Annotated in this window: 20 protein-coding genes; 11 read left to right on the top strand and 9 right to left on the bottom strand. The window is 70.4% G+C overall.

The genetic code is table 11. From position 1 onward, the window contains the following. The first annotated feature begins 200 nt into the window (after positions 1 to 200). From FE633_RS02875 to FE633_RS02845, 8 genes are all read left to right on the top strand, one after another. Positions 201 to 977 (top strand): amino acid ABC transporter ATP-binding protein, encoded by a 777-nt coding sequence (locus FE633_RS02875; protein ID WP_138043476.1) that lies wholly within the window; start codon positions 201 to 203, stop codon positions 975 to 977. Positions 978 to 1,060: 83 nt separating this feature from the next. Then, positions 1,061 to 1,909 (top strand): glutamate ABC transporter substrate-binding protein, encoded by an 849-nt coding sequence (locus tag FE633_RS02870; RefSeq protein WP_138043475.1) that lies wholly within the window; start codon positions 1,061 to 1,063, stop codon positions 1,907 to 1,909. A 99-nt stretch (positions 1,910 to 2,008) separates the two neighbouring features. Then, positions 2,009 to 2,677 (top strand): amino acid ABC transporter permease, encoded by a 669-nt coding sequence (locus FE633_RS02865; protein ID WP_138043474.1) that lies wholly within the window; start codon positions 2,009 to 2,011, stop codon positions 2,675 to 2,677. Continuing rightward, positions 2,674 to 3,591, top strand: a complete 918-nt coding sequence (locus FE633_RS02860) for an amino acid ABC transporter permease (protein WP_138043473.1) — start codon at positions 2,674 to 2,676, stop codon at positions 3,589 to 3,591. The genes FE633_RS02865 and FE633_RS02860 overlap by 4 nt, the downstream gene beginning before the upstream one ends. 308 nt (positions 3,592 to 3,899) lie before the next feature. After that, positions 3,900 to 5,495 (top strand): FAD-dependent monooxygenase, encoded by a 1,596-nt coding sequence (locus tag FE633_RS02855; RefSeq protein WP_138043472.1) that lies wholly within the window; start codon positions 3,900 to 3,902, stop codon positions 5,493 to 5,495. A gap of 101 nt (positions 5,496 to 5,596) precedes the next feature. Further along, positions 5,597 to 5,644 (top strand): hypothetical protein, encoded by a 48-nt coding sequence (locus FE633_RS49670; protein ID WP_425473146.1) that lies wholly within the window; start codon positions 5,597 to 5,599, stop codon positions 5,642 to 5,644. 74 nt (positions 5,645 to 5,718) lie between these two features. Beyond that, positions 5,719 to 6,279, top strand: a complete 561-nt coding sequence (locus FE633_RS02850; RefSeq protein WP_171059773.1) for a cupin domain-containing protein — start codon at positions 5,719 to 5,721, stop codon at positions 6,277 to 6,279. Further along, the gene (locus tag FE633_RS02845; protein WP_425473138.1) at positions 6,276 to 6,689 is read left to right on the top strand and encodes a rhodanese-like domain-containing protein; all 414 of its coding nucleotides are present in this window, start codon (positions 6,276 to 6,278) and stop codon (positions 6,687 to 6,689) included. The genes FE633_RS02850 and FE633_RS02845 overlap by 4 nt, the downstream gene beginning before the upstream one ends. Positions 6,690 to 6,820: 131 nt before the next feature. On the opposite strand, the gene FE633_RS02840 is transcribed toward FE633_RS02845, so the two are convergent. From FE633_RS02840 to FE633_RS02815, 6 genes are all read right to left on the bottom strand, one after another. After that, positions 6,821 to 9,349 (bottom strand): ABC transporter permease, encoded by a 2,529-nt coding sequence (locus FE633_RS02840; RefSeq protein ID WP_138043469.1) that lies wholly within the window; start codon positions 9,347 to 9,349, stop codon positions 6,821 to 6,823. Beyond that, entirely contained in the window at positions 9,346 to 10,023 is a 678-nt protein-coding gene (locus FE633_RS02835; RefSeq protein WP_138043468.1) for a winged helix-turn-helix domain-containing protein, read from the bottom strand. Before FE633_RS02835 ends, FE633_RS02840 begins: the two co-directional genes overlap by 4 nt. 257 nt (positions 10,024 to 10,280) lie before the next feature. Next, positions 10,281 to 11,057, bottom strand: coding sequence for a recombination regulator RecX (gene recX / locus FE633_RS02830; RefSeq protein ID WP_138043467.1), 777 nt, complete (start codon positions 11,055 to 11,057; stop codon positions 10,281 to 10,283). Between the two features lie 3 nt (positions 11,058 to 11,060). Further along, positions 11,061 to 12,185, bottom strand: a complete 1,125-nt coding sequence (gene recA, locus FE633_RS02825) for a recombinase RecA (RefSeq protein ID WP_138043466.1) — start codon at positions 12,183 to 12,185, stop codon at positions 11,061 to 11,063. Positions 12,186 to 12,468: 283 nt separating this feature from the next. Next, positions 12,469 to 13,737 carry an AI-2E family transporter gene (locus FE633_RS02820; RefSeq protein WP_138043465.1) on the bottom strand — a complete coding sequence of 423 codons (1,269 nt, stop codon included), beginning with the start codon at positions 13,735 to 13,737 and terminating at the stop codon, positions 12,469 to 12,471. 61 nt (positions 13,738 to 13,798) lie between these two features. Next, on the bottom strand, positions 13,799 to 13,993 hold the full coding sequence (locus tag FE633_RS02815) for a DUF3046 domain-containing protein (RefSeq protein ID WP_138043464.1): 195 nt from the start codon (positions 13,991 to 13,993) through the stop codon (positions 13,799 to 13,801). 79 nt (positions 13,994 to 14,072) lie between these two features. On the opposite strand from FE633_RS02815, the gene FE633_RS02810 reads away from it, so the two are divergent. After that, a complete protein-coding gene (locus FE633_RS02810; RefSeq protein ID WP_138043463.1) occupies positions 14,073 to 15,017 on the top strand; it encodes a hypothetical protein in 945 nt (314 codons plus the stop codon). Positions 15,018 to 15,086: 69 nt separating this feature from the next. On the opposite strand, the gene FE633_RS02805 is transcribed toward FE633_RS02810, so the two are convergent. The 3 genes from FE633_RS02805 to FE633_RS02795 are packed head-to-tail and all read right to left on the bottom strand — an operon-like array spanning position 15,087 to position 17,016. After that, the gene (locus FE633_RS02805; protein WP_138043462.1) at positions 15,087 to 15,395 is read right to left on the bottom strand and encodes an AzlD domain-containing protein; all 309 of its coding nucleotides are present in this window, start codon (positions 15,393 to 15,395) and stop codon (positions 15,087 to 15,089) included. After that, a complete protein-coding gene (locus FE633_RS02800) occupies positions 15,392 to 16,063 on the bottom strand; it encodes an AzlC family ABC transporter permease (protein ID WP_246113378.1) in 672 nt (223 codons plus the stop codon). Before FE633_RS02800 ends, FE633_RS02805 begins: the two co-directional genes overlap by 4 nt. Further along, a complete protein-coding gene (locus tag FE633_RS02795; protein WP_246113377.1) occupies positions 16,027 to 17,016 on the bottom strand; it encodes an AraC family transcriptional regulator in 990 nt (329 codons plus the stop codon). The genes FE633_RS02800 and FE633_RS02795 overlap by 37 nt, the downstream gene beginning before the upstream one ends. 135 nt (positions 17,017 to 17,151) lie before the next feature. On the opposite strand from FE633_RS02795, the gene FE633_RS02790 reads away from it, so the two are divergent. Together FE633_RS02790 and FE633_RS02785 are read left to right on the top strand one after the other, a co-directional pair. Next, positions 17,152 to 21,933: an ATP-dependent helicase gene (locus tag FE633_RS02790; RefSeq protein ID WP_138043460.1), complete on the top strand. Its 4,782-nt coding sequence runs from the start codon at positions 17,152 to 17,154 to the stop codon at positions 21,931 to 21,933. 87 nt (positions 21,934 to 22,020) lie between these two features. Next, entirely contained in the window at positions 22,021 to 22,848 is an 828-nt protein-coding gene (locus FE633_RS02785) for an Fpg/Nei family DNA glycosylase (protein ID WP_138043459.1), read from the top strand. The last annotated feature ends 13 nt before the right edge of the window (positions 22,849 to 22,861 follow it).

The following is a 22,861-nucleotide window of genomic DNA, read 5'->3' as shown; positions in this document are numbered from 1 at the left end:
TCAAGGGGGAGCGGGGCGAGGGCGGTTTCCGTTACTCAGCCGGTACTCAGCTCGTGCTGGTACACCCTGGATGGCTCCCTTCACGAAGAGTGTCCGCTTGCTACCAGATCGTTATGCTCAATTTCCCCTCAGATGTAATGACGCTGGTCGTACGGCGTTACTACTGTCTCCGCAACCGAGGAGGACGGAGCAAGAGGCCGATGACCGAAGTATCGGTGACCAAGGACGCCGTACCCATGGCCGACGATCTGGTCGTGCTGAAGAACGTCAACAAGCACTTCGGCGCGTTGCACGTGCTCCAGGACATCGACTTGACCATCACTCGTGGTGAGGTTGTCGTGGTCATCGGGCCCTCCGGGTCCGGAAAGTCCACCCTGTGCCGCACGATCAACCGTCTGGAGTCGATCGATTCGGGAGCCATATCGATCGACGGCAAACCACTGCCCGAGGAGGGCAAGGCGCTCGCCCGACTGCGTGCCGACGTCGGCATGGTCTTCCAGTCCTTCAATCTCTTCGCCCACAAGACGGTGCTCGAGAACGTGACGCTGGGCCAGCTCAAGGTCCGCAAGGCGGACAAGAAGGCCGCCGAGGAGAAGGCACGCGCGCTGTTGGACCGGGTGGGCGTCAGCACACAGGCGGACAAGTACCCCGCACAGCTCTCGGGCGGTCAGCAGCAGCGTGTCGCGATCGCCCGGGCGCTGGCCATGGACCCCAAGGTGATGCTCTTCGACGAGCCGACATCGGCCCTCGACCCAGAGATGATCAACGAGGTCCTGGAAGTCATGCAGCAGCTCGCCCGTGACGGCATGACGATGATCGTCGTCACGCACGAGATGGGCTTCGCCCGTTCGGCTGCCAACCGTGTCGTTTTCATGGCTGACGGCAGGATCGTCGAGGAGGCTGTGCCGGACCAGTTCTTCAGCAACCCGCGCAGCGACCGTGCCAAGGACTTCCTCTCGAAGATCCTGCACCACTGAGGCGCCTGCGCACGGGTCCACGAAGAGCCCGTGCCACCCGCATCGAACGGCCCGCATCTCTTCACCAGCAAAGGATGTTCACCATGAAGCTTCGCAAGGCTACCGCCGTGGCCGCCACTGCACTCGTCCTCTCCGTGACGGCGACCGCCTGCGGCGGTGACGACAGCAAGAGCTCCGCCTCCGGCAGCGGTTCCGGTGGCGGCGACAAGATCAAGATCGGCATCAAGTACGACCAGCCCGGCCTCGGCCTGAAGGAGCCGGACGGTTCCTTCTCGGGCTTCGACGTGGACGTCGCGACCTACGTGGCCAAGGAACTCGGTTACGACGCCGACCAGATCGAGTGGGTCGAGACGAAGAGCGCCGACCGTGAGAACGCGCTCTCCCGGGGCGACGTGAAGATCATCGCGGCGACCTACTCGATCACCGACGAGCGCAAGGCCAAGGTCGACTTCGCCGGCCCCTACCTGCTGGCCCACCAGGACCTGCTGGTCAAGTCGGATTCCGACATCTCCAAGGGCACGGACCTCAACGGCAAGAAGCTGTGCTCCGTGACCGGTTCCACCTCGGCGCAGAACGTCCATGACACGATCGCCCCGAAGGCCCAGCTGCGTGAGTACAGCGGCTACTCGGAGTGCATCGCCGGCCTGCAGAGCGGCGCCGTGGACGCGGTGACGACCGACGACTCGATCCTTGCGGGCTTCGCTGCCCAGGACAAGTACAAGGGGCAGTTCAAGCTCGCCGGGCTCAAGTTGAGCAACGAAAACTACGGCATCGGTGTCAAGAAGGGCGACACCAAGACCGTGAACAAGATCAACACCGCACTGGAGAAGATGGTCAGCGACGGTTCCTGGGAGAAGGCCGTCGAGAAGAACTTCGGTCCCGCCGACTACAAGAACGAGCCGGCGCCGAAGATCGGGAACATCGTCAAGTAACGCAGGGATCCGCAGGCACGCCGCCGCCCGCCGCGACCTCGGTGGCGGCGGCGCGCCGCGCCCGCCTCGTACTCCACACACCCGGAAGCGCGGGAGATCGTGTTCGACTTTCTTGAAGGCTACAACGTCCTAGGGGCGTTCTGGATGACGGTGAAACTCACCGCCCTCTCCGCCCTCGGCTCCCTGATCTGGGGCACCCTGCTGGCAGCCATGCGGGTCAGTCCGGTCCCGCTCATGCGCGGCTTCGGCACCGCTTATGTGAACATCGTCCGGAACATCCCTCTGACCGTCATCATCGTCTTCAACTCACTGGGCCTCGCCGACATCTTCGGCGTGACGATGGGTGCGGCCGACGACTTCAAGGTCCAGGGTTTCCGGCTGGCCGTGCTCGGTTTCGTCCTCTACACCGCGGCCTTCGTCTGCGAGGCGGTGCGCTCCGGCATCAACACGGTGCCCGTCGGGCAGGCCGAGGCGGCACGCGCCATCGGGCTGAGCTTCAGCCAGGTCCTCTGGCTCATTGTGCTGCCGCAGGCCTTCCGCTCGGTCATCGGACCGCTGGCGAACGTGCTGATCGCGCTGACCAAGAACACGACCGTGGCGGCCGCGATCGGCGTGGCCGAGGCCGCCTACCTGATGAAGACGATGATCGAGAACGAGGCCCAGACGCTGCTCATCGGCGCGATCTTCGCCTTCGGGTTCGTGGTACTGACTCTGCCCACCGGCCTCATCCTCGGCTGGCTGAGCAAGCGACTGGCGGTGAAGCGATGACCTCCGTTCTCTATGACGCCCCCGGCGCTCGCGCCAAGCGGCGCAATCTGATCTTCTCGGTCGTCTTCTTCGTCCTGCTCGCCCTGTTCCTGTGGTGGATCTGGCGGACGATGGACGACAAGGAACAGCTGCACTGGGCCTTGTGGGAACCGTTCACCCAGGCCCAGGCCTGGACGACTTATCTTCTGCCCGGCCTCGGCAACACCCTGAAGGCCGCGGCGCTCGCCATGGTGATCGCCCTGCCGCTCGGTGCGATCTTCGGCATCGCGCGTCTCTCCGACCATCGGTGGGTGCGGGTTCCGGCCGGTGCGGTGGTCGAGTTCTTCCGGGCGATCCCAGTGCTGCTGTTGATGCTGTTCGCCAATGAGGTGTACGTCCGCTCCACGGACATCAGCAGCGAGACCCGGCCCCTTTACGCAGTCGTCACTGGCCTGGTGCTCTACAACGCCTCGGTGCTCGCCGAAGTCGTACGGGCCGGCATCCTCGCTCTCCCGAAGGGCCAGACGGAGGCCGCCAAGGCGATCGGCCTGCGCAAGGGGCAGACGATGAACAGCATCCTGCTTCCGCAGGCGGTCACCGTCATGCTGCCGGCCATCGTCAGTCAGCTCGTCGTCATCGTGAAGGACACCGCGCTCGGCGGCGTGATGCTCCAGTTCCCCGAGCTCCTCAACTCGCGCCAGACGCTCGCGGCCAACTACGCCAATGTCGTGCCCAGCTTCATCATGGTCGGTGCCATCTTCATCCTGCTGAACTTCATCCTCACCAGCTTCGCGAGCTGGCTGGAGGGCAGGCTGCGGCGCGGCAAGAAGTCGACCGGAGCGGTGGTTCCGCCGGCGGCGGTCGAAGGCACCGCGGCTACCGGCGCGGGAGGCGGCGGCTTCGGTGTGGGGGGCGTCGGGGACACCAACACTTGACGCGTGATCGGACAGGACTGTGTGAACAGGACTGTGTGAGGGGCCCGCCGGATGTTCCGGCGGGCCCCGCACTCACGCATGACTCGGAGACGAGCGGCGCCTGTCGCCGGGCGGTCCGAAGCCACGGCCGGGCCTCGTCCCGCGCCCGGCCCACCGCAAGCCGCCTCTGAGAGGGACCACTCGCATGAGCCCGGCTTGACCAGGTGGCACTCAGTCTGTTGCATACGTTTTGTGATCGTGCACCCGGCTTCAACTGCCCGTTTCCATACGTCCCTCGGGACACCGCTCCGGGCAGGGGGAGCCACGCCGTGGACCCGGTGATCATCGTCGGATCTGGGCCCGTCGGGCTCACGCTCGCCCTGGCGCTGGCGCGTCAGGAGGTGCCGTCCGTCGTCCTGGACGAGGGATCCGGCAAGGACGAACAGAGGCTGGCACGAACCGTCGTGCTGCGCGAGGACACCGCGGCACTGGTGGCGCGGCTCACGGGATCCTCCCTCACCGAGACCGGCTTCCGTTGGTCCGGATGGCGTTCGATGCGGCGCAAGCAGGTGATGCGGCAGATCACGTTCAGCGACGACGATCCCGCTCCCCTGCACATCGCCCAGCACGAGCTGACCGGCGCCCTGCGGGAAGCGATCGCGAACGAGCGCCTGATCAAGGTCGCCGTGGAGAGCCGCCTCGACTCGATAGAGCAGGAGAAGGGAGGCGTGACCGCACACACGCGCGGCCCCAAAGGCACGTGGTGGCGCGGCAGTTACCTGATCGGCTGCGACGGCCCACGCTCGACGGTGCGCAAGCTGGAGGACATCCGCTTCCCGGGACGTACGGCCGTGGAGCGACACGCCGTCGCGGCGCTGCGTACGGAACTTCCGTGGCCGGGTGAGGCGTTGTTGCATCGGATGCCGCCGTGGCGGACGTCAGGGCCTTCGGCCGGGGAGGTGACCGGGCGTCCCCTCGCCAACGGTGTCTGGCGTCTGGACTGGCTGCTGCCGCCGGGGAAGGACCTGGTCACGCCCGACCTGCTGGTGGCGCGCGTCCGGGAGACCCTCGCGGGCTGGAGCGGAGGTTCCACACCGCCGTACGAACTGCTCGACACCGGAGTCCACATCGTCCACCACCGCCTCGCCCGCCGGTGGCGGGTCGGCCGTGTCTTCCTCGCCGGGGACGCCGCGCATCTACTCGGCGCGCTCGGCTCCCAGGGCCTCGACGAGGGCCTGCGCGACGCCGACAACCTCGCCTGGAAGCTTGCCCTCGCCTGGCATCACGGGCCGCACGAGGCGCTGCTCGACAGCTACCAGGTGGAGCGGCGTGCCATCGTCGCCGCACGGCTCCGTGCGGCCGACCAGGCGCTACCGGTGCTGCGGTCCGGCGGAGGCCTGCGCGCTGTCGTGCCCGGGTCGGCGCGTGGCCATGACGCGCTGCTCACAGATGGGCACCTGGGGCGCGGCCCGCTGGGTGAGCCGGGGGCGTACGCCGATTCGCCCCTCGCGCCTCCACGCGCCGAGTCGGCTCTCGATGTCGCCACAGCGGTGGGTGCTCCGGTCACCGATGTGCGAGTCACGGCGGAGGACGGCTCGTTCGTACGGCTGCGGGAGAGGCTGGGGCGCGGGGCACTCCTCGTGCTGCTGATCGCGCCGGGCACCGGTGTGTGGGAACGAAGGCACTGGGTGACGGCTGGGATCATGCCCCGGCTCGCGGCCGCCGTGACCGCGCTGCCGCACCGTGCCGAACTACTGGTCGCCGAGAGCTACCCGGGAGCCGCCGCGCACACGGTGCTGCTGATCCGTCCGGACGGCCACCTGGTCACGGCGTTGAACGGGGTGCGCCCGGCCGATCTGTACGAGGCGGCCGAGGCGGCTCTGGGCGGCCCACGAGCCACCACCCAGGCCGCGGGCACCAGTTGAGCCGCCGTCCATTCGGTGACACTGAGTTGACCGGTCCGCACTGTCATGGTGTACTCCGGATCGTGACCGACACCTGTGTGCGCCTGTGGCGGAGGGTCCATATGGACCTCCTCCGCTATGCGGGCTGCGTGTGTCACACGTCCTGCTGAATTCGCCTTCCACTCCCCCGCGCGAGCCGCTTGTGCCGCCGCGCACTCCCGCGAACACTCACTGGACGGTACCCGTGTCTTCGTCACCCTCTGTATCCACCCCGGCTCCCGCTGCCTCCACCCCGGTGCACGACCCCACTCACGCTCCCACTCAGGCCGAGCTGCTCGACTTCGTCCGGCGGACGGCCGCCGACACCGAGTTGATCGAGTCGCTCCCGCTAGACCCCGAGGGCCGTACGTGGGTACGCCTCGAAGGCCCCGGCGGCAGCGAGGCCTGGCTCATCGGCTGGCCCCCCGGCACCGGCACCGGGTGGCACGACCACGCCGAGTCCGTCGGCGCGTTCCTCACCGCGTCGGGCGAGCTCAAGGAGAACTCACTCACCGCCCGGCTGCCCGCCGACGGCTGGAAGACGCTGGAACTCACTGAGGGGGTCGACCGGGAACGGCGGTTGCCGGCAGGCAAGGGCCGCGCCTTCGGTCGCCACCATGTCCACGAGGTGCTCAACGAGTCCACCGATCAGCATGCGGTCTCCGTCCACGCGTACTACCCGCCGCTGCCGCAGATCCGTCGCTACAGCCGCACCGGCCAGGTTCTGCGCCTTGAGCAGGTCGAGCGTCCGGCGGACTGGCAGTGAGCGCCGACCGCCCCGTCGGCATCGATGAGCTGCTGGAACGCGTCCGTGCGGGCCTCGACCGGGTCCAGGCACCCGAGGCCTACCGCGCCGTGCAGGCCGACGAGGCTCTGCTGGTCGACATACGGTACGCCGCCCTGCGCGACCGCGACGGGATCATTCCCGGCGCCCTCGTCGTCGAGCGCAACGAACTGGAGTGGCGGCTCGACCCGCAGGGCAGCCATCGCGCCCCCGAGGCCACGAGCCACGATCTGCGGGTCGTGGTGGTCTGCAACGAGGGCTACGCGTCGAGCCTCGCGGCCGCGTCACTGCGGCAATTGGGGCTCCATCGGGCTACGGATCTGGTGGGCGGCTTCCAGGCTTGGAGGGCTGCCGGGCTTCCGGTGAGTTCTCAGCGCGAGTGTTCAGCGTGAGTTCTTGGCCTGAAGTCTTGGCGTGAGTTCTAAGCCGTCGGCATCCTGGGCATGTATCGCTGTGGGGGTCCCTTCATGTAATGGGCCCCCACCATGGCGTACTGCCCCTTACTTCCTTGGCGTACTGCCCTTTACTCCTTGGCCGTAGCCACCACGACAGCACGGGATTTCAGCGCCACGCGGCCCGGCAGGGCGGTGGCGACAAGGGCCAGGAGTCCGGCCGCCCCCACCACCAGGACGTACAGCAGAGGTGCGATCGCCGGTGCCGCGCTGCCGGTCATGCCGATGCTGAATGCCGTGAGGACGGCGAGCGCGATGCCGCTGCCGAGGGTCACGGCCAAGAGGAGCACCGCCAGCGCCTCGGTGCGCAGCATCCGCAGCACCTGGCGGCGGGTGGCTCCGGCGAGGCGGAGCATCGCGAACTCACGGACGCGCTCGGAGACGGACATGGCGAGCGTGTTGACGACGGCGATGGCGGTGAAGGCCAGAACGAGCCCCATGGCGAGGTAGTTCACCTCGGCGTTCGCCCGCTGGCGCTCGGCCTGCAGGGAGTCCGCGGTGGCCGGCGAGAGAACCCGTAGGCCGGGGAACTTCCGGACGTCGGCCGCGAGTTCTACCTGGGAACGGGTGGTGGAGACAAGGACCGTGGCCGCGAGCGGGTTGTCGACGTGGCGGGCGACCAGGTCATGGGCCATGGTGAGGTCGCCGAAGCCGAGCCCCTTGGCGTAGACAGCGGCGACGGTGAGTGTGACTGGCGTTCCGTCGCCGAGGGTGAGCCTGAGTCGGCTGCCGGGCTTCAAGTGGAGCTGGTCCGCGGCAAGCTCGCTGACGGCGACGGTGTCGTTCGTGAGCTTCGCGAGGGAGCCGGCGGTGACGTCGGGGTCCCAGGTGCGGGTGAGGCCGGCGGTGGTGACGCCCTGTGCCGCGAACTTGTCGAGGCCGGCCCGGACGGTCGTGCGGACGACTTCGGTGGCGACGTCGTGGTCCGTACGGAGCTGCCGTGCGGCCTGCGCCGGTACGCCGGGGCCCTGCCCGGCGAGGACCCAGTCGGCACGGATGCCCTCGCGGGCCTGGGTACGGGCGGCATCCCCGAGGGTCGGCTGGACGAAGAGGACGGTGCAGGTCATACCGATGAGGAGGGTGAGCGGGGTGACGACGGAGGCCATGCGGGCGGCGTTGTCGCGAAGGTTGGCCGACGCGAGCCTGCCGCTCGGACCGGACAGCCGCAGCGGGACACGCAGGACCGCCGCGGCCGCCCTCACCAGGAGGGGTCCCAGCAGCGCCACGGAGGTGGAGAGGACCACAACAGCCAGGAAGGTCACCGGAGTCGAGGCGGGCTCGGTACGCAGGACGCTGAGCACGGTGACGAGAACCACGCCTCCGGCGAGCAACGCGAGACCCGCGAGGATGCGTCCCCAAGCAGGCCGGGTGCGCTCGACCCTGGCCTCGGCGAGTGCCTCGGCCGGACGAATACGGGTGATGCGGCGGGACGAGACACGAGCGGCGGCCCAGGCGCCCAACAAGGTGGCGGCGATCGCGGCGAACACCGGGAAGACGCTCGTCGTGTGCTGAAGCGTGGCGGGGACGGCGCCCATGGCGACGAACCTGCCGTGCAGCCAGTGGCCCAGCGGCAGCCCCGCTAGCGCCCCGGCTGCTCCGGCGGCAGCGCCGACGAGCAGGGCCTCGCGGCCGAGGAGTGTGCGGAGCTGGGCCGGTGTGGCCGCGATGGCCCGCAGCAGAGCGAGTTCGCGGTGGCGCTGCTGCACGGAGAGCGCGAAGGTGCCGACGACCACGAGTACGGCGACGAGCAGGGACGTACCGCCCATCGCGCCGCCCATGCTGACCAGCTTGACGCGAGCGGTGGCCGCGTCCAGGAACTCGACGGGGCCCCGCTCGCCGCCCGCGCTGACCTGCGCGGTGGTGCCGTGCAGCGCCTTGGTCACGGACGTGGTGAGCGTGGCCGTGTCCGTGCCCTTGCTGGGGATGACGCCGAACGCGGTGACCCGACCGGGGTGCGCGGCGAGACGCCGCGCCTCGGAGGTGGAGAAGAAGAGGGAGGTCTGGTGGCGTACGTCGACGGCGGGCGCCGCGATTCCGGTGACGCGGTACGTACGCGGGCTCTGGGTGGACTGGACGGTGAGGCGGTCGCCGGGCTTGAGGCGGGCGCGGTCGGCCAGGTACCGGTCGACGACCACGTCGTTCTGTGCTGTGGGCGGGGTGCCCGTGGTGAGGGTGTACGGGGTGAGGGCGGCGGAGTCCCAGGCGTGGCCGTAGGGGGTCCTGTCGCCTGTGCCTGCCGGTGTCAACGGCTGGGCCATGAAGGTCAGTTCGGGGATGACTCTGTCTACGCCGGCAGCTCTGTTCAGCTTTGCTGCGACCTCGTCCGGCAGCCACGCCCGCTCGGCTATGGGCTTGGCCTTGTGCTTGGTCTTCGTCTTGCCCTTCTTGCGCTTGACGGTGGTCTGGTGGACGTTCTGGTCGGCGGAGACCACGACGGGAGCGGCGGCGTAGCGCTCGGTTTGGATGGTGCCGCGTAGCCCTGTTTCCAGGAGGGTGCCGCAGGCGGTGATGAGGGTGGCAGCGCACATCAGGGCGAGGAAGGCGCCGAGGAAGCCGCCTTTGCGGTCCCGGACGGTCTGCAGGGCGTAGCGCAGCATCATGGGGTCTCGGTCTCTCTTCTGTTGTCGGGGCTGTGGCCGAGGCTGTCGGCGGGGCTGTCGTCCTGCGTGGAGAAGGCGAGGAACCGTGTGAGCACCGTGCGCGCGCCGGGCGGGGTGTCGGCTTCGGGGCGCTTGTAGCGGTTGAGGAGCGCGATGTACTCCTCGAAGAACTCGTGGAGTTCGGGGAGCGTCAGCCGGATGGTGCCGCGCGAGTACGGGAACGCGTCGGCCCACGGGTCGTCGGCCGCGTCCCGCTGGAGTTGCTCGAAGAGTTCGAGGTCGGCGGCGTACGCGTGATGGTTCAACTCGTCCATGACGAGCCGCATTTCGGGGCTCTGGTGGCTGCGCGGCGGGAAGCGGCGGTCGCCGGGGACAGCCCGCCACCAGCGCTCCCGGCCGTGGCCGGCGGTCCCGGTCTCCTCGACGAAGCCGTAGCGGGCGAGCTCGCGCAGGTGGTAGCTGGTGGCCCCCGTGTTGAGGCCGAGGGCCCGGGCAAGCGTCGCGGATGTGGCAGGGCCGTGCACAGTGAGGTGCTGCAACATCCGCTGCCGTCGGGGTTGCGCGAGCGCTTTGAGGGCGGCGAGGTCGGAGAGCTCAATGGGGGCGGGGCGCTCCGGCGAGAGGGTCGCGGGAGGGTGGTCTGTGGGTGTTGTGGCGCCGGGTTCCTGTGCCATGCGTACACAGTCGTCTGTGCACAGGTATCCGTGCATTGCGGCGGCCCGGCGTCTTCGGCGGGGGGTTAACCCCACTCTCCCTGCGGGCTAGGCGAGTTGGGCCGTGCGCCTTGAGGTCCGGGCAGGGATCCGGGCCCTGAACGCGATCGGCGCCCCCGCGCGTCTACCGTGTTCCGGGCCCGGCCGGAGAACTCGGTCCCAAGGTTTTCCGGCCCCAAGGGACCTTGGAAGGACGGCGCTTCCCAAGGTCCTTCGGGTCAGAAGCCCTCTTCTCCCAACCCCTCCGTGTCCTCGCCCTCTTCTTCCAGGGCCTGGCGGACCACCCGTAGGGCCATGCCCTCGGAGTAGCCCTTGCGGGCGAGCATGCCCGCAAGGCGCCGTAGCCGCTTGTCCCGGTCGAGGCCGCGGGTGGAGCGCAACTTGCGGGCGACGAGCTCGCGCGCCGTCGCTTCCTCCTGCTCGGAGTCGAGCTGTCCGACGGCCTCGTCGATCAGCGTCGAGTCCACGCCTTTGGTCCGCAGCTCCTGTGCGAGCGCCCGCCGGGCCAGACCCCGGCCGTGGTGCCGGGACTCCACCCAGGCGTCCGCGAAGGCGCTGTCGTTGATCAGGCCGACCTCTTCGAAGCGGGACAGCACCTCGTCCGCCACGTCGTCCGGGATCTCTCGCTTGCGCAGCGCGTCCGCCAGCTGCTTCCGCGTGCGCGGGGTCCCGGTGAGCAGGCGCAGGCAGATGGCTCGCGCCCGCTCAGCCGGGTCCCCTGGGGGCTCCCCTTTCTCGGCCCTCGACGAGGAAGGGGAGCCCCGGTCCTGCGGGCCGCCGGACGGCTCACCGAATCCGTGCCGTCGACGACCGCGGCCTCGTCCACCACGGCCACCGCCACGCGGATCGTCGTCGCCCGAGTGCCCGGTGTCCAGCGGCCCTTCACCGCCGTACGCCCTGTCGCTGTCTCCTTCGGAGCCGATGCCGCCCCCATGCCCCGGCCCTTCCGGGACACCGGTGGAGATGTATTCGGCCCAGTCGGTTCGTCGCGTCACGGACTAGCTCTTGGCCGCCGCGGCCTTGGACTTGGCGGCCTTGGCCGCAGGAGCGGCCGCCGGCTTCACGGGCGTGTCCGGGACGGCCGAGACCGCCGCGTCAGCTCCCGGCTCGGCGGTCGGCTCCTCCGGCTTCACGCCGACGCCCAGCTTCTCCTTGATCTTCTTCTCGATCTCGTTGGCGAGGTCGGGGTTGTCCTTCAGGAAGTTGCGCGCGTTCTCCTTGCCCTGGCCGAGCTGGTCGCCCTCGTACGTGTACCAGGCGCCGGCCTTGCGGACGAAGCCGTTCTCCACGCCCATGTCGATCAGGCCGCCCTCGCGGCTGATGCCCTGCCCGTAGAGGATGTCGAACTCGGCCTGCTTGAAGGGGGGCGCCACCTTGTTCTTGACGACCTTGACACGGGTGCGGTTGCCCACCGCGTCCGTACCGTCCTTCAGAGTCTCGATGCGGCGGATGTCCATGCGCACCGAGGCGTAGAACTTCAGAGCCCGGCCACCGGTCGTGGTCTCCGGGGAGCCGAACATCACCCCGATCTTCTCGCGCAGCTGGTTGATGAAGATCGCGGTGGTCTTGGACTGGTTGAGCGCGCTGGTGATCTTCCGCAGCGCCTGGCTCATCAGACGAGCCTGCAGACCCACGTGCGAGTCACCCATCTCTCCCTCGATCTCCGCGCGCGGGACGAGCGCCGCGACGGAGTCGATGACGATGAGGTCGAGGGCGCCGGAGCGGACCAGCATGTCCACGATCTCCAGGGCCTGCTCGCCGTTGTCGGGCTGGGAGAGGATCAGGTTGTCGATGTCGACGCCGAGCTTCTTCGCGTACTCGGGGTCGAGGGCGTGCTCCGCGTCCACGAAGGCGACCTGGCCTCCGGCCTTCTGTGCATTCGCCACCGCGTGCAGGGTCAGGGTCGTCTTACCGGAGGACTCCGGTCCGTACACCTCCACGACTCGGCCGCGTGGGATGCCGCCGACGCCGAGGGCGACGTCGAGCGCGGTCGACCCGGTGGGGATGACCTCGATGGGCTCGTTCGGCCGCTCGCCCATGCGCATGACCGCGCCCTTGCCGAACTGCCGTTCAATCTGTGCGAGCGCGGCGTCGAGCGCCTTCTCGCGGTCGGTTCCTGCCATGGGTTCCACCCGATTTGCTTGAGTCGATCGCTTCACGTCAAAGACGCTAACGCCTGCCACTGACAATGCGTCCCGACAGCCGCCCAGCCTGTGGATAACTCGGGCACTTCCCGGCGAAATCGCCGTCGAGAACCCCGCCGGAGACTCCATAAGAATGGATGTTCGATTTTTGTGTCAAGCGCACGACACGGCTCCGCCGCGGGCAGCTTCACGGCTCAACGCCCGGGCGATTCCAGCCCGTACAGGCAGTGTCGCGGGGATGCGCGGACCGTTCGGGGGCCCGCTACGAAGACTCCCGCGCCGCGTCGTCGGCGACCGGCTGCGACGCCCCCGGCCCGCGCACAGCCCCGCGCAGCCGCGCGATGAAGGTGCCAGAGCCCCGCTCGCGGCGCCCGTGCACCCGGGGGTCGTCCGTGACGACGTACCGCTTCACATACGCCCCCAGGAACGCCTGCAGCGTGGCGACCGCGGGAATGGCGATCAGCGCGCCGACGGCGCCGAGCAGCGCGGTGCCCGCGATGACCGACCCGAAGGCGACCGCCGGGTGGACGTCCACCGTCTTCGCGGTCAGCTTGGGCTGCAGCACATAGTTCTCGAACTGCTGGTAGATCACGACGAAGATCAGCACCCACAGCGCGTACCAGGGGTTGACCGTGAAGGCGATCAGCATCGGCAGGGCGCCGGCGAGGTACGTACCGATGGTGGGGATGAACTGCGAGACCAGGCCCACCCAGACGGCGAGCACGGGCGCGTAGTTCACATCGAGGGCCTCCAGCAGGATGAAGTGCGCTATGCCCGAGATCAGTGCCATCAGACCGCGCGAGTACAGATAGCCCCCGGTCTTCTTGACGGCGATCTCCCACGCGCGCAGCACCTCGGCCTGGCGGGCGGGCGGCAGTACCGAGCACAGCGCGCGCCGCAGTCGCGGCCCGTCGGCGGCGAAGTAGAACGCGAACAGCACGATCGTCAGGAGCTGGAAGAGACCGCCCACCACCTGCGCGGACACGTCCAGAACACCGCTCGCGCTGTTCTGCACGTACCTCCGGAGCCAGTCGGAGCGGAGCACACTGTCCTGGATGTCGACGCGGCTGAGCTCTGTGTGAAAGGTCGTGTTGACCCAGCTGATCACCGAGTCGACGTACTTCGGGAAGTCCTCGACCATGTCGATGATCTGTCCGGCGAGCATCGAGCCGAGCAGCGTGACGAAGCCCGCGCTCACGATCATCACGGCGAAGAACACGAGCGCCGTGGCCAGCCCTCGGCGCATGCCGTACGAGGCCATCCAGCTCACCGCGGGCTCGATGGCGAGCGCCAGGAAGAACGCGATCAGAATGTTGATCAGCAGCCCGGTCAGCTGGTGGAAGGCCCAGCTGCCCAGCTGGAACGAGGCGATGAGGGCGAGAGCGAGCACCATGGCGCGCGGCAGCCAGCGTGGCATGCGGGCGCCCCCGCGGCCCCCGACCGCCCCTTCGGCCGGGGGCCGCGGGGGCGGCGTCATGCCGGGCGGGGATGCGTCCTGTCCGGCCTGGGCGGACTCTTCTGTCGATGCCACGGTCCAAGTTTCACCCACGCCGCCGACAATCGGTCCCGGCCCCTCAGATGTTCGTGGCCGGTCAGCGCTTTTCGTAGGGAACGTTCACCGCCGTGCACACCGCGCGCCACACGTCCTTGGCCTCCCAGCCCGCGTCGAGCGCCTCGTGCACCGTGCGCCCGCCGAGCTCCGACATCACGTGATCGCGCGCGAAGGTGTCGGCGTATCCCTTACCGAAGTGATTCGACATCAACTGCCAGAAGACCGTCAACCGCATGACTCCAGTATCCCGCCCCTGAGAGTGGGGCCGAGCCGGGACCGCTTGCCGAGAACGTTTTCCGTCCTACGGTCGGAGCATGGCCGAAACAGGAGCATCCCCACTCCCCCCGACGCCCCCGGCGCGTTCACCGCTCGCCCGCGCCGAGCACTTCGTCTGGCTCACCGCGCGCGTGCTGGAGCAGCGGCGTTTCGCGTACCACTTCCTCGGTGGCGGTGCCGACGCGGTCGAGACCGCGCTGGCCGCCTACCGCAACGAGGACGAGGGGTACGGTCACGCGCTCGAACCCGATCTGCGCGGTCCGGTCAGCCAGCCTCTGCACACCGGGCACGCACTGCGCGTCCTGGACTCGATCGGGCGCTGCGGCGGACAGCGCGTGGAGCGCGTGTGCCGCTATCTGACCGCCGTGTCGACGCAGGACGGCGCGCTGCCGGCGATCCATCCCAGCCAGCGCGGCTATCCGGCGGCCCCCTTTGTGCCGATCATGGACAACCCGCCCAGTGAGCTCCTCTCCACCGGCCCCGTGGTGGGCCTGCTGCACCACAACGAGGTGTGGCACGCCTGGCTGTTCCGGGCCACCGACTTCTGCTGGCAGGCGGTGGAGTCCCTGGACAAGTCGCATCCGTACGAGATCGAGGCGGCCGTGGCCTTCCTGGACTACGCACCCGACCGCCCGCGCGCGGAGGCGGCCGCCGACCGGATCGGCCGCCTCGTGCGTGAGCAGCGGCTCGCGGCGCTGGACCCCGACCGCCCTGAGGAGTTCCCGGTGGCGCCCGGCTATGCGCCGGGCGAGCGTCACTTCGCGCACGACTACGCGAAGACTCCGGACTCGCTCGCGCGCGCGTGGTTCACCGACGAGGAGATGGCACGCTCCTTGGACTTCCTGGCGAGCGAACAGCAGGAGGACGGCGGCTGGCCGATCCGCTGGCGTCAGTGGGCACCGGGCACCGCCCTCGAAGCGCGCCCGATCGTGACGATCGAGGCGCTGCGCACCCTGCGGGCGTACGGAATGCCGATCGCCTGACAGCCTCCGAGAAGGGCACGCACGCACGCGCGCGAGGGAAAACCTCACGCGCGCGTGCCGCCCCCGGAATCAGCCCGTCATCGCCCGTACCCCTGCCGTCACCGCCACGGCCGCGGAGACGACGAGCAGGAAGGGGGCCCGCAGGAGCAGCGCCACGACGGCCGCCGCGAGGCCGGCGACCTTCGCGTCCACCACCAGGACGCGGCCGTCGGCGAAGGTCTGCTGGGCCGTGAGAGCGGCCAGGAGGGCGACGGGAAGCAGGGCGGCCAGCCGTTTGACGAGCGGTCGTTCCAGGACACCGGCGGGGACGAGCAGACCGACGAGCTTGACGGCGTAGCAGCCGACGGCGGTCACACCGATCGCGATCCAGATGTTCAACGGTCGTCCCCAAATGCGTCGTCGGCGGGCTTCCCATCGGTCGTACGTTCCCCGCGGCGGCCCTCGGCCCAGAGCACGGCCGGGGCGGCGAGCGCGGCCACCAGGACGGGGACACCGGCGGGCAGCACCGGAAGGAGCCCGATGCCGAGGACCACCGCGAGACCGGCGACGGCCCGCTCCGTGGTGGTCCTGAGCATCGGCGCGAGCAGGGCCAGGAAGACGGCGGGCCCTGCGGCGTCCAGGCCCCATGCGTCGGTGTCGCCGATGGCTTCGGCCCCTGCCGCGCCGAGCAGCGTGGTGAGATTCCACAGCACATAGAGCGTGAGTCCGGTGACGGTGAAACCGATCCGCGCACTGCGTCGGGTGGCCTGGGCGAGCGCTACGGCCGCGGTCTCGTCGATGACCCACTGGGCGGCGAACGGCCGCACCGCGCGCGGGAGGGCCAGCAGCTGCGACAGACGCAGCCCGTAGAAGGCGTTGCGCACCCCCAGGAAGAACGCGCCCGCGGCGGCGGTGAACGGGTTGCCTCCGGCCGCGAGCGCTCCCACCAGGGCGAACTGCGAGGCACCGGTGAACACCAGGAGGCTGAGCGCGCAGGTCTGCAGCAGGGTCAGCCCGCTGCCGGCCGAGGTCACCCCGAAGGCGAAACCGGACAGTCCGACGGCCACCCCGACTCCGAGGGCGTCTCGTACGACGGCGGCGTCGGGTTTTCCGCCGTCCTTGGTGCGCGTGTCTGCGTGAGCTGTCTGTTCTGCCACGCTCCGGACGGTAGAGGGAGCCGCTCCCGCGGGTCTTGTACGTTCTTGCGCTCGCGCTGGTACGCCCCCGGGGGCACGCCCACGATCCGGGTGAAGTGGCGGTTGAGGTGCGGCTGGTCGGTGAAACCCACGGCGAGCGCGGCTTCCGCGGGTGTGGTGCCCGAGTCCAGGAGGTGGCGGGCGCGGCGTACGCGAGCGTCGGTCAGCCAGGTGTGGGGCGGCATCCCGTAGGTGGCCCGGAAAGCGCGCAGCAACGCGAAGGGGCTGGTGCCCAGGTCGGCGGCGAGTCGTTCCAGGGAGGGCGGCTCGGTCATCCGGGCTTCGAGGAGGGCACGCGCGCGTGCCGCGACTCGCGCGCCCGCCGTGCGCGGGGCGCGCTGCGGGAGCGACCCGCCGTTCCGTCGCAGCAATCTGGTCACGGCGACCCTGAGCAGGGTGTCGGCGGCGAGCGCGTTGCCCTCGTCCGCGGCGCGCAGCACCTGGTGGACCAGATGGGCGGCGTACGGGTCGTCGAGCACAGGGCTGGTGAATCCGGGAGTGCCGCGGATCGCTGTGGTCTCGGCGGCGATCTCGGCCACCAGGTCCGGCGACGGGTAGACGGCCCCGTACCGCCAGCCCTCGGGGACGCCGGCGCGCCCCGTGTGCGGGGTGTCGGGGTTGACCAGGGCCAGGGAGCCCGGTCCGGCGTACTGGTCCGCGCCGCCGTGGTGGAACACCTCGACGCCGTCGGCGATGGCGGCGATGACGAAGTTCTCGTGGGTGTGCCGCACGAAGGTCTTGTGGATGTACCGGGCCCGCAGCAGGTCGACGCCGGGCAGTTCCTCGTACCGCCAGTGCCGCGCTCTCTCCCCCGAACGTGCCATGTCCTCATTCTGCGCCACGAGCCGAGACGGGCCCGCGCCCGGGCCCGCGCCGTTCGGACGGCCGGTGCGTCCCCACCCGTGAGGCCGTTTCCGCAGGTCCGGGCCATTGTCAGTGGGCGGGTGCAGGATGGGGGCATGGTCAGGTCTGCACACGGCGCCCTCGACGGCTTCTCCCCCGCGACCCGCGGCTGGTTCACGGGGGCCTTCTCCGCGCCCACCGACGCCCAGGCCGGGGCATGGCGGGCCATCGGAGAGGGTTCGGACGTGCTCGTGGTCGCCCCGACCGGTTCCGGCAAGACGCTGGCCGCGTTCCTCGCCGCGCTGGACCAGCTGGCCTCGACTCCGCCGCCGGCCGACCCGAAAAAGCGCTGCCGGGTGCTCTACGTGTCACCACTCAAGGCGCTCGCGGTGGACGTCGAGCGAAACCTGCGAAGTCCGCTGACCGGCATCAGGCAGGAGGCGGTGCGCCTCGGACTGCCCGAGCCCGAGGTGAAGGTCGGTATCCGCTCCGGCGACACCCCGCCCGCCGAGCGCCGCGCGCTGGCCACGCGCCCGCCGGACATCCTGATCACCACGCCGGAGTCGCTGTTCCTGATGCTCACGTCGGCCACGCGCGACGCGCTGACCGGTATCGAGACGGTGATCCTGGACGAGGTGCACGCGGTCGCGGGCACCAAGCGCGGCGCCCATCTCGCGCTGACTCTGGAGCGGCTCGACGAACTGCTGCCGAGGCCCGCGCGCCGCATCGGCCTGTCGGCGACGGTCCGGCCCGTCGACGAGGTCGCGCGCTATCTCTCGCCGCAGCGCAAGGTGAAGATCGTCCAGCCCGCCTCCGGCAAGGAGTTCGATCTGTCGGTGGTCGTCCCGGTCGAGGATCTCGGGGAGCTGGGCGGCTCCCCGGTGGCCGACTCGGAAGGCGGCGCCGAGCGGCCGTCGATCTGGCCGCATGTCGAGGAGCGGATCGCCGACCTCGTCCAGGCCCACCGCTCGACGATCGTGTTCGCGAACTCGCGGCGTCTCGCGGAGCGGCTCTGCAACCGGCTCAACGAGATCGCGTACGAGAGGGCGACGGGCGAGCCCCTCGATGAGCACCATGCCCCGGCCGAGCTGATGGGCGGCTCGGGCGCGGCCCAGGGCGCCCCGCCGGTCATCGCCCGCGCCCACCACGGCTCGGTCTCCAAGGAGCAGCGCGCGCTGGTCGAGGAGGACCTGAAGGCCGGCCGCCTGCCCGCGGTGGTCGCCACCTCCAGCCTCGAACTCGGCATCGACATGGGCGCGGTGGACCTCGTCGTACAGGTCGAGTCACCGCCGTCGGTGGCCTCCGGGCTCCAGCGCGTCGGCCGCGCTGGCCACCAGGTCGGAGCGGTCTCCACCGGCGTCGTCTTCCCCAAGTACCGAGGGGACCTCGTCCAGGCGGCCGTCGTCACCGAGCGGATGCGCACCGGTTCGATCGAGTCCCTCCGTATCCCCGCCAACCCCCTGGACGTGCTGGCCCAGCAGCTGGTCGCCATGACCGCGCTCGACACCTGGCAGGTCGACGACTTGCTCGCGACGGTCCGCCGGGCCGCCCCCTTCGCATCGCTTCCGGAGTCCGCGTTCACGGCGGTGCTGGACATGCTCGCGGGCCGCTATCCGTCCGACGCTTTCGCGGAGTTGCGGCCACGCGTCGTCTGGGACCGAGTGGCCGGGACGATCACCGGCCGCCCCGGCGCGCAGCGCCTCGCCGTCACCTCCGGGGGCACGATTCCGGACCGCGGCCTCTTCGGAGTGTTCCTCGCGGGCGCCGATCCCAAGAAGGGCGGAGGCCGGGTCGGCGAGCTCGACGAGGAGATGGTCTACGAATCCCGGGTCGGCGACGTCTTCACGCTCGGCACCAGCTCCTGGCGTATCGAGGACATCACGCGCGACCGCGTCCTCGTCTCACCCGCGCCCGGCGTGCCCGGCAGGCTGCCGTTCTGGAAGGGCGACCAGCTGGGCCGCCCGCTCGAACTGGGGCGCGCGGTGGGCGCGTTCCTGCGCGAGGTCGGTTCCTTGCCCCAGGACGACGCCCGGCTCCGGCTCCTGGCCGCGGGCCTCGACGCCTGGGCCGCCGACAACGTCCTGTCCTACCTGGCCGAGCAGCGCGAGGCCTGCGGCCACGTCCCGGACGACCGCACCATCGTCGTCGAGCGGTTCCGCGACGAGCTGGGCGACTGGCGGGTCGTCGTGCACTCCCCCTTCGGCGCCCAGGTCCACGCGCCGTGGGCCCTCGCGCTGGGCACCCGCCTCTCCGAGCGGTATGGCATGGACGCGCAGGTCATGCACGCCGACGACGGCATCGTGCTGCGTCTGCCGGACGCCGACCTGCTGGGCCTGGACCTGCTCGACCAGGAACCCATGAAGGCGGGGACGGAGTACGACTCCGAGCAGGCCCCCGTGGGCGCCGCGGACGTCGCCTTCGACAAGGGCGAGGTCGACCAGATCGTCACGGACCAGGTCGGTGGCTCCGCCCTGTTCGCGTCCCGCTTCCGCGAGTGCGCCGCCCGCGCGCTGCTGCTGCCGCGCCGCAACCCCGGCAAGCGGACCCCACTGTGGCAGCAGCGCCAGCGGGCCGCCCAACTGCTCCAGGTGGCGAGCGAGTTCGGCTCCTTCCCCATCGTCCTGGAAGCGGTCCGCGAATGCCTCCAGGACGTCTTCGACGTCCCCGGCCTCGCGGAGCTCATGGGCGACCTCGAATCCCGCAAGGTGCGACTGGTCGAGGTCACGACAGCGGAGCCGTCCCCGTTCGCGCGGTCCCTGCTGTTCGGGTACGTGGCTCAGTTCCTGTACGAGGGCGATTCCCCACTCGCCGAGCGACGCGCCGCCGCGCTGTCGCTGGACTCCCGGCTTCTCGCCGAACTCCTCGGCCAGGCCGAGCTGCGCGAGCTCCTGGACGCCGACGTCCTGACCGAGCTGGAGCGCGAACTCCAGTGGCTCACCGAGGACCGCCGCGCCAAGGACGTCGAAAGCGTCGCCGACCTGCTGCGCCTGCTCGGCCCGCTCACGGACGCCGAACTGACCGAGCGCGGCGCCGAACCGGAGTGGGTCCGCGAGCTGGCCTCGTCCCGCCGCGCCATCCGGGTCCGGATCGCCGGAGCCGACCACTGGGCGGCGATCGAGGACGCGGGCCGACTGCGCGACGCGCTCGGCACAGCGCTGCCCGTCGGCGTCCCGGAAGCCTTCACCGATCCGGTCAAGGACCCCCTCGGCGACCTCCTCGCCCGGTACGCCCGCACCCACGGCCCGTTCACCTCCACCGCGGCGGCGGCGCGCTTCGGCCTCGGCACGGCGGTCACCGAGGGCGCCCTCCAGAGGCTCACCGCGGGCGGCCGTGTCGTACAGGGAGAGTTCCACCCGGCGGGGATCGGCCAGGAGTGGTGCGACGCGGCGGTGCTGCGCCGGCTGCGGCGCCGTTCGCTCGCCGCGCTGCGTCATGAGCTGGAGCCCGTGCCGCCCGCCGCGCTCGCCCAGTTCCTGCCGCAGTGGCAGCACATGGGCGGCGGGCACGGGCTGCGCGGCATCGACGGCCTCGTACGCGCCATCGAGCAGTTGCAGGGCGCCTCGGTCCCCGCGTCCGCCCTCGAGAAGCTCGTCCTGCCGTCCCGTGTCGCGCACTACGCTCCGGCGATGCTCGATGAGCTGACCGCCGCCGGAGAGGTCGTGTGGGCCGGAGCGGGCTCACTGCCCGGCAAGGACGGCTGGGTGTCCTTGTATCTGGCGGACGCGGCCCCCCTGCTGCTGCCACCCCCGCACCCTCTGGAGCTGACCGCGCTCCATCAGTCGGTCCTGGACACCCTCTCGGGAGGCTACGGTCTCTTCTTCCGTCAGATCGCCGACCAGATCCGTGCCACCACCCACCCCGACGCCACCGATCCCCAACTGTCCGACGCCCTTTGGGACCTGGCCTGGTCGGGCCGCCTGACGAACGACACACTCGGGCCGATGCGCTCCCTCCTGGGCTCGGGCCGAACCGCGGGCTCCACCGCCCATCGAGCGAAGCGCACGGTGCCGCGCGGGCGGTACGGCACTCTGACGGCTGCCGCGCGCCCCGCCTCCCGGACCGGCCCACCCACCGTCGCGGGCCGCTGGTCGCTGCTCCCCGACATCGACCCCGACCCCACCGTGCGCGCTCACGCCCTGGCCCGCACCCTGCTCGACCGGCACGGCGTGGTCACCCGGGGCGCGGTCGCCGCGGAGGGCGTCGAGGGCGGCTTCTCAGCGACGTACCGCATCCTGTCCGCCTTCGAGGAGAGCGGCCAGGCGCGCCGTGGCTACGTGGTGGAGGGACTCGGTGCGGCGCAGTTCGCGATGGACGGCGCGGTGGACCGGCTGCGCGCGGCGGCGAGCGCCGGCGAACGGGGCGAGGCCCTTCCCGGGCCGGGATTCCCGGGCACGCCGACAGCCGGGTTCTCGGACCCCACCGGACTCGACCTCACGGCCCCCCTCACCACCCGCACCGACACCGGCTACGCGGGCGGCCCCGCCTCCCGCCCCCGCCCGGGAAACTCCACGCGTGCGGTCGTCCTGGCCGCCGCCGACCCGGCGAACGCGTACGGTGCGGCCCTCCCCTGGCCCGACCCTCCGACCGGAGCTGGCCACAAACCCGGCCGCAAAGCGGGCTCCCTGGTCGTGCTGGTCGACGGCGAACTGACGCTCTACATGGAGCGCGGCGGCAAGACCCTCCTGGCCTGGCCCTCGGCCCCGGAGCACACGCCGCTGGACGACCCACGCCTGCGCATAGCCGCCGAGACGCTCGCCACGGCCGCCCGCGCCGGTTCACTCGGCACGGTCACGGTGGAGCGTGTGAACGGCGTCTCGGCCCTGACGTCCCCGTTCGGCACGCTCCTGGAGGGAGCCGGCTTCCACGCGACCCCACGAGGCCTACGCCTCCGCGCGTAACTCCAGCACCGGCGCTGGTCCGCCTCACCAGGGCAACGGGACGGCGGGACAAGACGCCTTCTCCCAGCGCATGCCACTCTGGATCCCATGCCCGAAGGAGACACCGTCTGGCAGACCGCCCGGCGCCTGCACACCGCCCTTGCGGGTCATCTGCTCACCCGCTTCGACCTCCGGGTGCCCAAGTACGCCACGGCCGACCTCACCGGGCGCACCGTCCTGGACGTCACCCCGCGCGGAAAGCACCTGCTCACCCGTATCGATGGCGGGCTGACGCTGCACTCTCATCTGCAGATGGACGGCTCCTGGAAGGTGTACGCACCCGGCGAGCGCTGGAGCGGCGGCCCAGGTCACCAGATCCGCGCGATCCTCGGCACCGCGGAGCGCACGGCCGTCGGCTACCGGCTTCCCGTACTGGAGCTGCTGCGCACCACCGACGAACACCGGGCCGTGGGCCACCTCGGCCCCGACCTCCTGGGCCCGGACTGGGACCCTGACAAGGCCCTGGAGAATCTCCTGCACGACCCTGCCCGCCCCCTCGGTGAAGCCCTCCTCGACCAGCGAAACCTCGCCGGGATCGGCAACGTCTACAAGAGCGAGCTCTGCTTCCTCCTCCGGACCAGCCCGTGGCTGCCCATCGGCCAACTTCCCGGCGAACGCGCCGCCCAACTGCCCACCCTCGCCAGGAAACTCCTGGAAGCCAACCGCGACCGGCCGATCCGCAGCACCACGGGCCACCGCGACCAGAACCACTACGTGTACGGTCGCGCACCCCGCCCCTGCCTGCGCTGCCGCACCTCGATCCGTGTGGCGAGCCAAGGTGACGGTTCCCGCGAGCGCCCCACCTACTGGTGCCCGGCATGCCAGCCGGGCCCAGCCCCCCAGACGCGGACGGAACCGTCACGCACGCACAATTGACGATCCGTCAGAA

This window comes from Streptomyces montanus (assembly GCF_005786655.1).
Lineage (GTDB): Bacteria > Actinomycetota > Actinomycetes > Streptomycetales > Streptomycetaceae > Streptomyces > Streptomyces sporangiiformans.
The sequence above is the reverse complement of the archived record's forward strand: the minus strand, read 5'-3'. Positions and strand labels throughout refer to the sequence as shown.

What these genes read in the sequence shown, in the direction of transcription:
- recA (WP_138043466.1), bottom strand. Translation starts at nt 12,185, where the DNA reads ATGGCAGGAACCGACCGCGAGAAGGCGCTCGACGCCGCGCTCGCACAG.
- FE633_RS02815 (WP_138043464.1), bottom strand. Translation starts at nt 13,993, where the DNA reads ATGCGGTTGACGGTCTTCTGGCAGTTGATGTCGAATCACTTCGGTAAG.
- FE633_RS02785 (WP_138043459.1), top strand. Translation starts at nt 22,021, where the DNA reads ATGCCCGAAGGAGACACCGTCTGGCAGACCGCCCGGCGCCTGCACACC.
- FE633_RS02835 (WP_138043468.1), bottom strand. Translation starts at nt 10,023, where the DNA reads ATGGCACAGGAACCCGGCGCCACAACACCCACAGACCACCCTCCCGCG.
- FE633_RS02795 (WP_246113377.1), bottom strand. Translation starts at nt 17,016, where the DNA reads ATGGCACGTTCGGGGGAGAGAGCGCGGCACTGGCGGTACGAGGAACTG.
- FE633_RS02840 (WP_138043469.1), bottom strand. Translation starts at nt 9,349, where the DNA reads ATGATGCTGCGCTACGCCCTGCAGACCGTCCGGGACCGCAAAGGCGGC.
- FE633_RS02870 (WP_138043475.1), top strand. Translation starts at nt 1,061, where the DNA reads ATGAAGCTTCGCAAGGCTACCGCCGTGGCCGCCACTGCACTCGTCCTC.
- FE633_RS02875 (WP_138043476.1), top strand. Translation starts at nt 201, where the DNA reads ATGACCGAAGTATCGGTGACCAAGGACGCCGTACCCATGGCCGACGAT.
- FE633_RS02810 (WP_138043463.1), top strand. Translation starts at nt 14,073, where the DNA reads ATGGCCGAAACAGGAGCATCCCCACTCCCCCCGACGCCCCCGGCGCGT.
- FE633_RS02790 (WP_138043460.1), top strand. Translation starts at nt 17,152, where the DNA reads ATGGTCAGGTCTGCACACGGCGCCCTCGACGGCTTCTCCCCCGCGACC.
- FE633_RS02860 (WP_138043473.1), top strand. Translation starts at nt 2,674, where the DNA reads ATGACCTCCGTTCTCTATGACGCCCCCGGCGCTCGCGCCAAGCGGCGC.